At 51.8% G+C, this 12,155-nt stretch carries 7 protein-coding genes and 1 pseudogene; 6 read left to right on the top strand and 2 right to left on the bottom strand.

Annotation, left to right across the window (positions count from 1 at the left end):
- Positions 1–3: 3 nt before the first annotated feature.
- Positions 4–1,551, bottom strand: a complete 1,548-nt coding sequence (locus tag JCM15908_RS08130; protein WP_025002971.1) for a glycine--tRNA ligase — start codon at positions 1,549–1,551, stop codon at positions 4–6.
- Positions 1,552–2,262: 711 nt separating this feature from the next.
- On the opposite strand from JCM15908_RS08130, the gene JCM15908_RS08125 reads away from it, so the two are divergent.
- From JCM15908_RS08125 to JCM15908_RS08100, 6 genes and pseudogenes are all read left to right on the top strand, one after another.
- On the top strand, positions 2,263–3,042 hold the full coding sequence (locus tag JCM15908_RS08125; protein ID WP_025002970.1) for a restriction endonuclease: 780 nt from the start codon (positions 2,263–2,265) through the stop codon (positions 3,040–3,042).
- A 519-nt stretch (positions 3,043–3,561) separates the two neighbouring features.
- Positions 3,562–6,295: pseudogene (locus JCM15908_RS13130) on the top strand (DNA gyrase/topoisomerase IV subunit A).
- Positions 6,282–7,100 (top strand): DUF3316 domain-containing protein, encoded by an 819-nt coding sequence (locus JCM15908_RS13125; RefSeq protein WP_051530780.1) that lies wholly within the window; start codon positions 6,282–6,284, stop codon positions 7,098–7,100. Before JCM15908_RS13130 ends, JCM15908_RS13125 begins: the two are co-directional and overlap by 14 nt.
- Positions 7,101–7,159: 59 nt before the next feature.
- On the top strand, positions 7,160–8,293 hold the full coding sequence (locus tag JCM15908_RS08110) for a S41 family peptidase (protein WP_025002969.1): 1,134 nt from the start codon (positions 7,160–7,162) through the stop codon (positions 8,291–8,293).
- A gap of 186 nt (positions 8,294–8,479) precedes the next feature.
- Positions 8,480–9,637: a sensor histidine kinase gene (locus JCM15908_RS08105; protein WP_025002968.1), complete on the top strand. Its 1,158-nt coding sequence runs from the start codon at positions 8,480–8,482 to the stop codon at positions 9,635–9,637.
- 35 nt (positions 9,638–9,672) lie between these two features.
- Positions 9,673–10,407 (top strand): LytR/AlgR family response regulator transcription factor, encoded by a 735-nt coding sequence (locus JCM15908_RS08100; protein WP_025002967.1) that lies wholly within the window; start codon positions 9,673–9,675, stop codon positions 10,405–10,407.
- 491 nt (positions 10,408–10,898) lie between these two features.
- Here the strand turns inward: JCM15908_RS08100 and JCM15908_RS08095 are convergent, their stop codons facing one another.
- A complete protein-coding gene (locus JCM15908_RS08095; protein ID WP_025002966.1) occupies positions 10,899–12,059 on the bottom strand; it encodes an OmpA family protein in 1,161 nt (386 codons plus the stop codon).
- Positions 12,060–12,155 lie beyond the last annotated feature (96 nt).

The raw sequence follows: 12,155 nt of genomic DNA, 5'->3' as shown, positions 1-12,155 counted from the left end.
TCCTTAGTCAATGTCTATCTTCTTCAGCAGCGAGGTGATGGAAACGCGGTCCTCGATTATCCCGCGCAGCTTCTCTACCGGCACACGCTCCTGCTTCATGGAGTCGCGGTGGCGCAGGGTAACGGTGTTGTCGGTCAGCGTGTCGCCGTCTACGGTAACGCAGAAAGGCGTGCCGATGGCATCCTGACGACGATAACGCTTCCCTATGGAGTCCTTCGCCTCAATATGGGTGTTGAAATGGAACTTCAGCTCGTTGACAATCTCCTGTGCCTTCTCCGGCAGTCCGTCCTTATTCACGAGCGGAAGCACGGCACACTTCACCGGAGCCAGTGGCTCGGGCAGCTTCAGAACGACACGGCTGGAACCATTTTCGAGCTGTTCCTCCGTATAGCTGTGGCACAAAACGGTGAGAAACATGCGGTCTACGCCGATAGAGGTCTCCACGTCGTATGGAGTATAGTTCTCATTACGTTCCGGGTCGAAGTACTTCACCTGCCTGCCCGAGAACTTCTCGTGCTGCGAAAGGTCGAAGTCGGTACGGGAGTGGATGCCCTCCACCTCCTTGAAACCGAACGGCATGCGGAACTCTATGTCCGTAGCGGCATTGGCATAGTGCGCCAGTTTCTCATGGTCGTGCAGGCGATAGTTCTCGTCTCCCATGCCCAGAGCCTCGTGCCATGCCAGCCTGTGCTTCTTCCAATATTCGAACCACTTCATCTCCGTACCCGGCTGACAGAAGAACTGCATCTCCATCTGCTCGAACTCACGCATGCGGAACACGAACTGACGGGCTACAATCTCGTTGCGGAACGCCTTGCCTATCTGGCAGATGCCGAACGGCAGCTTCATGCGGCCGGTTTTCTGAACATTGAGGAAGTTGACAAAGATACCCTGAGCCGTCTCCGGGCGGAGATAAATCTTGCTGGCCGAATCGGCAGACGCTCCCATCTCGGTAGAGAACATCAGGTTGAACTGGCGCACGTCGGTCCAGTTCTTGGTACCGCTGATGGGGTCTGCAATCTCCTCGTCTACGATAATCTGCTTCAGAGCCTCCAAGTCCGGCCCCTGCATAGCCTCGGCATAGCGGGCATGGAGTTCGTCGCGCTTCTTCTGATTTACAAGTACACGCGGATTGGTCTCACGGAACTTGGCCTCGTCGAACGCCTCTCCGAACTTCTTGGCAGCCTTTGCCACCTCTTTCTCAATCTTCTCCTCGTACTTGCCTATCTGGTCTTCGATGAGATTGTCGGCACGGTAGCGTTTCTTCGAGTCGCGGTTGTCTATCAGCGGGTCGTTGAACGCGTCTACGTGGCCGCTTGCCTTCCACACGTCAGGGTGCATGAATATGGAGGCGTCGATGCCCACGATATTGTTGTGAAGCAGTACCATCGACTGCCACCAGTATTGCTTTATGTTGTTCTTCAGCTCTACACCGTTCTGCCCGTAGTCGTAGACAGCTGCGAGTCCGTCGTAAATTTCGCTACTTGGAAATACAAAGCCATATTCCTTGCAATGGCTCACAATCTTCTTGAAAACATCTTCCTGTGCCATGATTGTATCTAAATTTGATATTTTTTCTGTTTTATCCGCAAAGGTAAACAATCTTTTTCAATTTGCACGCAAATGGAAATAAAAGTTAGGGGATTGGATTCTCCGAGGAATATTTATTATTAAAAACCACATGACAGGGTCAGGAGCTTTATCCCGTGAACAACATAAGAAAGCCTTATGTCCTTCCTTTACAATTACCGCATCCTTGCCACTGCACCTGCAAACGAAATGAAGCAGGCTCCAAGACGTGCATCCCACATGTGCTACCATATCACATTCCATCCTTCCCCTACCTGTTCCCACCACGCTCTGTCTTTCATTTTAAGGTCTGCCTGCCATTCCTTCCAAGCCTCACATTAAACATTTGACCATCAAATAGTTACATAATTTCTCTATAAAATTATCTTCCCCATTTCAGCAAAAGGCCAAAACGACACAACGAAACCGGCACTTTCGCAGTGTCAAAGTGCCACTCTCGCTGAACCGTTCCGCCTCTTTCATCTTACGGCTAAAAACATCCTTAGTTACGAAACAGGAAGTGTTGACATCTCCCAAGACCACATCTTCTTGCCCGACATTGTCATATAATCATAGGACAATACGATAAATATACTTTTCCAGACGCCCGACTATAGATTTTTCTTTGTACTTTTGTGCGAGAATTGAGATTAAGGCGTCTCTGCATCTTATTAAATAATTTGTCCAATAAAAATGAATTGGTTCTTAGAGCAAAGTCTTGAGTATGCTTCTCAAAAGGCATATCTTGACGATTTATATAGGGTTTATCCTACAATACCCAACGGTATCAGAAACCTGAACGAGAAAGTTTGGGACAAGGTTGAGGCTGCCTACTATTCCCGGGACCACAAGGCACTGATAGAAAACTTGCTGAAACTGAAGCTCTTTCCCATAAAGGACAGCTACGTGGCTTTCCTTAAAAAAGACCGGTCGTCGCTGGAGAGGAATCCGAGAACCGTCAACCGACTTGCATCTGAAATAATGGAGATGGACTTGGACAAACTTTACGAGAAATGCAGTCAGCCTAAGGAAACCAACCGACAAATTGGTCCGATGTTCAAGAACTGGGTCAATTCAGGTGTGTTGGGATTTCCGCTGATGAAGAAAGAGGAGTTTGAGAGCAGGGAGGACGACGGTATCCTAAACGCGTCAGACCAAGACATGAAGCTGTTTGCCCGAGAACAATTAGGCTATCATCACAGCAAAGGACTTGATTTCGTTGCCCGTATCCACGGGCGGTACGTTATTGGCGAAGCAAAGTTTCTTTCCGATTTCAGCAGACACCAAAATGCACAATTCAATGATGCAATGGCAACGTTGGAAAGCGATGCCGACGCCATAAAGATAGCCATTCTCGACGGTGTCGTATATATCAGGAACAAGGGCAAGATGTACACCGACATTACTGAGAAGCACAAGAACAGCAACATCATGAGCGTTCTTCTGCTTCGCAATTTCCTCAATACACTTTAAGATAATGGACGGGCCGAGACTGCCCATACACGGATGATGACATAAAGAAACTTTTCCCTAAAACAACACACAAGGCAGAAACTATACCACGGTACCCATACACGCCCCGGGAGAAAGCCAGACCCCCCAAGACCTTCAAGGGCATACTGCCTCCCGCAGGGCGACACTGGCGGACGGATATAGAAATATTAGAGCAATGGGACAGGGAGGGGCTGACAAAATGGTCGGCAAATGGCAATCCACGGAAGATTATCTATGCCGACGAAAGAGAAAGAAAACGAGTACAGGACATTTGGACTGACTACAAAGACCCACAATATCCTTGCCCGTCTGCTGTTTTTTTAGTACATTTGCAACATTCTTCGGCACTACGCCCAAGCAATTCAAAGAGAAAAGGCACCCAACAAAGATATGGACGACGATATGAAGAAATACGGCAAAACCGATGAGAGCAACGACAGTCTGAACGGCAAGGATGGTACAAACGGTCCTGAAGAGGAACGGCTGACCAACCAAGACATGAAGTCTGCCAATGATTCCGGAGACGCCATTGGCAACGAACCGGGCAACGAGGAGGACAATCCGGACACCGAAAACCTTCCCGGCTACAGGCCTGCCGACAGGTTTGACGCCTCGGCAGTGCACCATTTGTCAGGCATGTACAAGAATTGGTTTCTCGACTATGCCAGCTACGTCATTCTCGAACGTGCCGTTCCCCACATCGAGGACGGCCTGAAGCCCGTTCAGCGACGCATCCTCCACTCTATGAAGCGGATGGACGACGGCCGCTACAACAAGGTGGCGAACATCGTCGGACACACTATGCAGTTCCATCCTCACGGCGATGCTTCCATCGGCGACGCGCTTGTGCAGCTGGGACAAAAGGATTTGCTCATTGACACACAGGGAAACTGGGGAAACATCCTTACCGGCGACCGTGCCGCTGCACCCCGTTACATAGAGTCGCGCCTCTCCAAGTTCGCCTTGGAAACCGTATTCAATCCGAAGACCACGGAGTGGCAGCTTTCCTACGACGGGCGCAACAAGGAGCCGATAACGCTCCCCGTCAAGTTCCCGTTGCTCCTTGCACAGGGAGCAGAGGCATTGCCGTAGGATTGTCGTCGAAGATTCTGCCCCACAACATGAACGAAATATGCGAGGCAGCCATCCATTACCTGCGCGGAGAAGAGTTTCATCTCTATCCCGACTTCCCTACAGGAGGCAGCATCGACGTCTCGAAATACAACGACGGACAACGTGGCGGAGTGCTGAAAGTGCGCGCCAAGGTGGAGAAGATAGACAACAAGACGCTCGTTATACGCGAAGTTCCGTTCACGAAGACCGCCAGCTCGTTGCAGGAATCCATCACCAAAGCCGTCGAAAAAGGCAAGCTGAAGATACGAAAGGTGGAGGACATGACTGCCTCGGAGGTGGAAATACAGCTCCATCTCACCCCCGGCACGTCGAGCGACAAGACTATTGATGCCCTGTACGCCTTCACCGACTGCGAAATCAGCATATCTCCGAATTGCTGTGTCATTGAGGACAACAAGCCACAGTTCCTCACCGTCTCAGACGTTCTGCGCCATTCGGCAGACCGAACGAAGGCCCTCCTGCGCCGGGAACTGGAGATTCGCAAGGCCGAACTCGAAGAACAGCTCTTCTACAACTCCTTGGAACGCATCTTTATTGAGGAGCGCATATATAAGGAACGAAAGTTCGAGACCTCCAAGAACATGGACGAGGTGGTCGCTTTCGTCGATTCCAAGCTGGAACCATTCAAGAAAACATTCATCCGCGAGGTAACACGGGATGACATCGTCCGCCTGTTGGAAATCAAGATGCAGCGTATTCTGAAATTCAACAAGGACAAAGCAGACGAGATTCTCCAAAAGATAAAGCAGAGATTGCCGAGATTGACAAGGACTTGAACGAGATGGTGCGCGTTACCATCGAATGGTTTGAGCATCTGATAGAAAAGTATGGCAAGGACTATCCGCGACGGACGGAAATCAAGAGCTTCGACACCATCATCGCAGCCAAAGTTGTCGATGCCAACGAGAAGCTCTACATTGACCGTCAGGGAGGCTTCATCGGGACGGGACTGAAAAAAGCTGAGTTCGTCCAAAACTGCTCCGACCTTGACGATGTCATCATTTTCTACAAGAACGGAAAGTATAAAGTCATCAAGATTGCCGACAAAATATTTGTCGGCAAGGGCGTACTCCACCTGCAGGTGTTCAAGAAAAACGACAAGAGAACGATATACAATGTCATCTACCGCGACGGAACGGAGGGTTATTACTACATCAAGCGTTTCAACGTTACATCCGTTACGAAAGACCGCGACTACGACCTGACGCGCGGAACGAAGGGTTCCAAGGTTGTCTATTTCACGGCCAATCCCAACGGTGAGGCCGAGACGGTGAAGATAACACTGGATGTCGACCCCGACAAGAAGCGGCAGAACATCTTCCTCGAGCGCAGTTTCTCAGACATAATGATTAAGGGACGTGCCGCCAACGGAAACCTGCTGACGAAGAAGAGCATCCACCGTATTTCACTGAAAAACCACGGTCATTCCACGCTTGGCGGACGCAAGGTGTGGTTCGACCCCGATGTGAACCGCATCAACTACGAGGAACACGGACGCTTCTTGGGAGAATTTAACGACCACGACAGCATCCTCGTCATCCTGCCGGGTGGCGAATACTACCAGAGCACGTTCGACGCAGCCAACCATTACGAGGACAACATAGAACGGATAGAGAAGTTCGAGGCCGACAAAGTGTGGACTGCGGTAGTCTATGATGCCGACAACCAAGGCTATCCGTACCTGAAACGGTTCCTCATGGAGCCGTCGAAGCGGCACCAGAACTTCGCCAGCGAAAACCCAAACTCCCGACTGGTGCTCCTGACCGACGAGACTTATCCGCTCATCCGGCTGACCTACGGTGGCGTAGACGCCTCGCGCGGAACTGAAGACATTGATGCCGAGCAGTTCGTGGGCGTCAAGGGTTTCAAGGCAAAGGGCAAACGGCTCACCACATGGCACGTGGAAAAGATTGAGGAACTGGAACCAACGCGCCGCCCCGAGCCTACAGACACTACCGGCAACGAGAGCGAGAACGACAATAAAGCACGGGAAACGGAACGAAAAGAAAACCTTGACCCCGACGCTGGGAAAAGCCAACAACAAGTAATAGACGAAATAACAGGACAGCTCCGACTCTTCGACGATGAAAGCAAATAGTAATCTCCACCGCATCCTGCTTGCCACGCTGCTTGCCGGCATCGCCCTGACCGTCCCGGCACAGGACACCCTCCGCCCGCGGAAGGTCATAACCAATGCCCAGATGGTAGCCGCCGGGGCAGTAAACCAACTCGACACCTACCTTTCTCCCGAGGAATACACGGGCAGCGAAGTCCGTTACGTCTCCCAATCGGTAAGGGAGAACGGGACAAGGCTGTCGCGCGAACTGATTCATCAGGCCCGGCTCGCCTATACGCACAACCGTGCCGACAACAACAACGAGATAGGCGGAGGCTACAACTTCCAGTACAACGTACACTGGAAAGCCGGGAGCTGGCAGGTCGGCAACGGGCTATTATCCGTCAAGGTAGGTGCCGGCGTGGATGCCAACGTCGGATTTCTCTACAATACACGAAACTCCAACAACCCTGCACAGGCATATCTCAGCCTCAACCTCGCCCCGTCCGCAGTCGTGGGCTACCGGTTCCGGCTCTGGAACCGTCCGTTCCAGCTCCGCTATGCCGTACAGGCACCACTCGCAGGACTCATGTTCTCGCCCAATTACGGCCAGAGCTATTACGAGATATTCTCTGAAGGCAACTACGATCACAACATCGTCCCGACGACATTCACCACCACTCCCTCGCTCCGCCAGCTGCTTTCGCTCGACCTGACCCTCCGACACACGACCCTCCGACTGGGTTATCTCGGCGACTTTCAGCAGTCTAAGGCCAATCATCTCAAGGCCCACACGTGGAGCAACCTGCTTGTCGTCGGCATTGTCCGCACATTCTCCATAAACTAGATACTGCCATGAACCCTATGATATTTTCATCTCCGCACAGGGACAGACGCCCCGTCTGCATGAAAAAGCATGACGGAGGCAGACCGGCACCGCGTCCGTACCTATACCGTAATGCAGATTCAGAACGTTGCGGAACCTGTTCCGAACGACAAAACACGATAAGACACCTGACCGCGAAGCCGCGGAGAGGCTTTTTTTTCCGCCTTATTAATATATTTATCCTGCTTGTTACTCTCACCGCCATCACCGGCTGCATAACCAACGACGACTTTGCCGACACGCCCACCGACAACTTCGAGGCTCTTTGGAAGACCCTCGACGAACACTACTGCTTCTTTACGCAGAAGGGAATAGACTGGAACGAAGTCCATACGCGCTATGCCCGACAATTCGATGCCTCGATGACGGAGAGTCAGCAGTTCGAGGTAATGGCCCGGATGTTGTCAGAACTGCGTGACGGGCACGTCAACCTATACACTGCCTTCAACACATCGCGCTATTGGTCATGGCACGAAGATTACCCCAAGAACTACTCCGACTCGCTCGAACGGATTTATCTGAAGACTGACTATCTCATAGCGAGCGGACTGGACTATACCATTCTCGACGACAACGTGGGCTACATCCGCTGCGAGAGTTTTCAGAACGGCATCGGGACGGGAAACCTCGACCGAATCCTGCTTTATCTTCAAGCCTGCCGGGGCATCATCATCGACGTGCGCAACAACGGCGGAGGCAATATCACCAACGCAGAAATACTGGCCTCGCGCTTCACCAACGAGCCGCTGACCGTCGGCTATATGCAACACAAGACAGGGCCGGGGCACAACGATTTCTCTGCCATGGAGAGACAGACGCTACGCCCCGGCAAGGGCATACGGTGGCAGAAGCCCGTCGTAGTACTTGCCAACAGAAGCGTATTCTCGGCAGCCAACGAGTTTGTGAAGTACATGAAGTGCTGTCCGCAAGCCACCGTCGTAGGCGACAGGACGGGAGGCGGTGCCGGACTTCCTTTCTCCGGCGAGCTGCCCAACGGATGGGGAGTCCGTTTCTCTGCCTGTCCGATGTACGACAAGGACAAGAATCTGACCGAGTTCGGAATAGACCCGGACCACAAGGTCTCGCTTGCCGACTCCGATTTCCGTCAAGGCCGCGATACCATTATAGAGTTTGCACGCCGACTGCTCCGCTGACCAGTACCGGCAGCCGTGCCCCACGACGGCATGAAGACAGGCAGGACAGAACGGAAAACCGACCGAAAACAGCTGTCCGCCCACTGCTGATTCATTACTCCTGCACCTCTGCCAGCCTGCAACATCTTCACCTACAACGCAACAGGGCAGCCCGTCAGGACTGCAAAAGACACCCTCCGAAAGCCTATGGGAAAGATACTGAACAAGAAAAAGGAAAACATTGTCCACACCATTATATGGCTTCTGCTTTTCCTGATGCCCATTGCCACGATGTACGTCAGGGTAGCCAACAACTCGCATGAGACCTTCGACTGGATTGCCGTAGCCCATGTGTGGCGCATGCTGTCCATCTACTTCGGCATTTTCCTCCTGCACAACTTCTTCATCGCACCGCTTATCGTCTTGCAAAAGCGAAAGAGATTCTATTTCGCCTGTGTTGCCGCACTGACAGTACTCTTCATTACCGTTGCCATCCTGACCCGCCCACCAAGACGCTCTCCCCGGCTGGCAGGCACACAGACGGAGCTGACGCAGCAGCAGAACCAGACACAGGAAACCATCAGACCTTGCCGCACGCACCGGCTCGCCATCCCGGCAGAGCCGGTCAGCCGCCGTCCCTTCCTCCTGTGGCAGGTCGACATCATCAGCGTCATCATCCTGCTGCTCACGCTGGGCATGAATCTGGCAGTGAAGTTCTTTTTCAAGACCAACGAAGACGAGAAACAGCTACAGGAACTCAAGCGGAAGAACCTCGAGCAACAACTGGAATATCTGAAATACCAGATAAATCCACACTTCTTCATGAACACGCTGAACAACATACACGCCCTCGTCGACATCGCCCCAGACAAGGCCAAGTCGTCCATCATCGTGCTGTCGAAGATGATGAGGTACATACTCTACGAGGGAAACAACACCTTCATACCGCTACAGAAGGAGGCCGACTTCATCAGCAACTACATCCGGCTGATGCAAATGCGGTTCACCGACAAGCTGAAAATATCCGTCAGCCTCCCCACACCTCCCATTCAGGGAAAGATTCCGCCCCTGCTGCTCATCACCTTCGTTGAAAACGCCTTCAAGCATGGCGTCAGCTATCAGCAGGAGAACCATATCGACATCGCCCTGAAAACTGACGGGCAACGCCTCTGCTTCAGCTGCATCAACAACAAGGGCACGGAGAGTACCAACGAAAAGGGAGGAGTAGGACTGGCAAGCGTGCGCAAGCGGCTCGAACTCATCTACCACGAGGACTATCAGCTCAACATTGACGACACCGGAAACGAATACAGCGTCAGGCTCAACCTGCCCCTGACAGACGAAAAGCCGTCAGCAGAACAATAATACATGACCGGACAAGACTTCAAAACGACCGAAATATGGAAACAAGAATCAGGACACTCGCCATCGACGACGAACCACTGGCACTACAACAACTGGCATCCTACATCAGGGAAGTGCCCTTTCTGATACTGGCAGGAGAATGTCAGAGTGCGCTCGAAGCCAAAAAACTGATGGAGACAGAGCAGATTGATGCCATCTTCATAGACATAAACATGCCCGACCTCAACGGTCTCGACTTCGTCCGCTCGCTCGCCATGCACCCTCTGGTCGTATTCACAACCGCCTACAGCGACTATGCCGTCGAAGGCTACAAGGTTGATGCCGTAGACTACCTGCTGAAACCATTCTCAGAGGACGACCTGCGGCAGGCAGCGCAAAAGGTGAAAAGGCAGTACGAACTTGAACATCAGGAGCCAGTTGTCATCTCTATGCCCGACGAGGACGATGCCATCTTTCTGAAGACCGACCACAAGGTGGTGCGCATCAAGACGGGCGACATACGCTATATTGAGGGAATGAGCGAGTACATGAAAATATATATTGACGGGAAACAGCGTCCGCTGATAGTCCTCCTGAGCATGAAGAAAATGGAGGAACGACTGCCCGACAGCTTCATGCGCGTGCACCGGTCGTGGATTGTCAACCTGAAGAAGATACAGGAGGTCAACAAAAACCGGATTATCATGGACGAAAACACCTACGTACCCATCGGAGACCTCTACCGCGATGGCTTTACCCGGTACATCGACTCCAAATTTCTGGGAAAGTAACAGCCGACGGCAATCAGGGCATAGAACCGGCACTCGCTGCTTTTCCGTTGGTTTCAACACCTACAACCCACCTATCCGTCATCAGAACATCCTTCAACGGCTGCGGGACATTCTCCCGGCTGTTGAGCAAAGTCCTATACACGAGTAAACACCTGATTTACAATCATTTTCCGACCTTATAGCTTTCACCATGCGAAAGTGCCGCTTTCGCTTGGTCAAAGCGGCACTCTGGCACTGCGAAAACGGCACTTTCATTATCTCCCCCTCCCTTCCCTGCGACTCCCTATATCCCACAGCGATGTGCACCTTACTACTATCACCTCCCCGCCGCTATCCCTACAGCCACGAAACGGTGCTGGCAGCACGCCCGTCATAGTACGCAAACAGAGATAGGGAGCCGGCATGACTCCTTCATCTTAGCATACAAAAAAAGTGTCTGCCCCATTGCGGAGCAGACACTCTGATAAATCTGTTTTATACCTAAGCGTGGATTATTCAGCAACCTGAACAGTAGCACGACGGTTGAAAGAGATAGGAGACAGAGTCTCAACGCCACCCTTACCAACGGTAGTAATCTTGCTGGAAGCTACGCCCATCTTGACGAGTTCGTTAGCAACAGTCTCTGCACGCTTTTCAGACAGCTTCTGGTTGTACTCGGCAGAACCTGTTGCGCTGTCAGCATAACCTGTTACAACGAGGCTGTTGTTGTTGTCCTGTGCGTACTTGGCAAGAGCCTGAACGTTTACGAGATCCTTCTGAGAAGCGATGTCGGTTCTGTTGAGGTTGAAGAATACAGAGATAGGAGTTGTAACCAGTTCCTTAACAGACTGAGATACGGTCTCTACCGGCTTCTGATTAGCGAGTGCATCGCGCAGGCGGGCATTTTCTGCCTCAGAATCGCGGAGTCTTGCGTTCAGCGCGTCAAGGGCAGCCTGATGCTGTGCATTGATAGCGTCAACATCTGGAACTCTGTCCCATGTAGACTTGCCGAGGTTGAAATTCAGACCAAGCTCTACATAGAGGTTGTTGTCGCGCTTGTCCCAACCGCGGTTATTGCTCATTGTGCCGCCTACACCGTCGAAGTCGCCAGAGAAGCAGTTCCAACCAGCCTCGGCATATACACCGAACTTGTCGCTGAGCTTCCATGCCGACTGCAAGCCTACGCTACCGCCGAAAGCGTAGCGATTTGCGCTCATAGAACGGCTAACACCTGCACCTGCGAAAGGAATAACATTCCATACACGCTCCGGGTTGTAACCGAGGAGCAGGTTGCTCATGTTGAACATTACCTGACCCTGACCTACCCAGTACTTGTTGCTATTGTCGAGACGGGAGTTGGGGTTGACAGAAGCACCTACGCGCTTGCCCCAGATGCCCTGTGCCTTAAGACGGAGACCGAGACCCGGTGTAAACCACTTGCCGACAGCTACAGCTGCACCCGGATTGGAACGGAAGCTCTTGATTGGGCTGATGGATGCGTTGCGTCCGTGCTCCTGACCGGAATACCAAGCATTCCAATCTGCACCTACCTGAACAAACCAGTTGTTCCAAAAAGAGTTCGTAGCTACGCTATACTTTTGAGTAGCAGCGTCCTGCGCAAAGCCGGCAACTGATGCGCCAGCAAATGCTAATACCATTAAAAACTTTCTCATAATTTATTTTTATTAATTGTTCTAAATGTCTAAAATCATTAGTAAGCTATTACAAATTGAATTTGTTTGCAAAGTTAGTGTTTTTTTTTCACAAAG

The organism is Prevotella dentasini JCM 15908 (assembly GCF_000614065.1).
Classification (GTDB): domain Bacteria; phylum Bacteroidota; class Bacteroidia; order Bacteroidales; family Bacteroidaceae; genus Prevotella; species Prevotella dentasini.
The sequence above is the reverse complement of the archived record's forward strand: the minus strand, read 5'-3'. Positions and strand labels throughout refer to the sequence as shown.

What these genes read in the sequence shown, in the direction of transcription:
- JCM15908_RS08110 (WP_025002969.1), top strand. Translation starts at nt 7,160, where the DNA reads ATGAAAAAGCATGACGGAGGCAGACCGGCACCGCGTCCGTACCTATAC.
- JCM15908_RS08100 (WP_025002967.1), top strand. Translation starts at nt 9,673, where the DNA reads ATGGAAACAAGAATCAGGACACTCGCCATCGACGACGAACCACTGGCA.
- JCM15908_RS08130 (WP_025002971.1), bottom strand. Translation starts at nt 1,551, where the DNA reads ATGGCACAGGAAGATGTTTTCAAGAAGATTGTGAGCCATTGCAAGGAA.
- JCM15908_RS08125 (WP_025002970.1), top strand. Translation starts at nt 2,263, where the DNA reads ATGAATTGGTTCTTAGAGCAAAGTCTTGAGTATGCTTCTCAAAAGGCA.
- JCM15908_RS13125 (WP_051530780.1), top strand. Translation starts at nt 6,282, where the DNA reads ATGAAAGCAAATAGTAATCTCCACCGCATCCTGCTTGCCACGCTGCTT.
- JCM15908_RS08095 (WP_025002966.1), bottom strand. Translation starts at nt 12,059, where the DNA reads ATGAGAAAGTTTTTAATGGTATTAGCATTTGCTGGCGCATCAGTTGCC.
- JCM15908_RS08105 (WP_025002968.1), top strand. Translation starts at nt 8,480, where the DNA reads ATGGGAAAGATACTGAACAAGAAAAAGGAAAACATTGTCCACACCATT.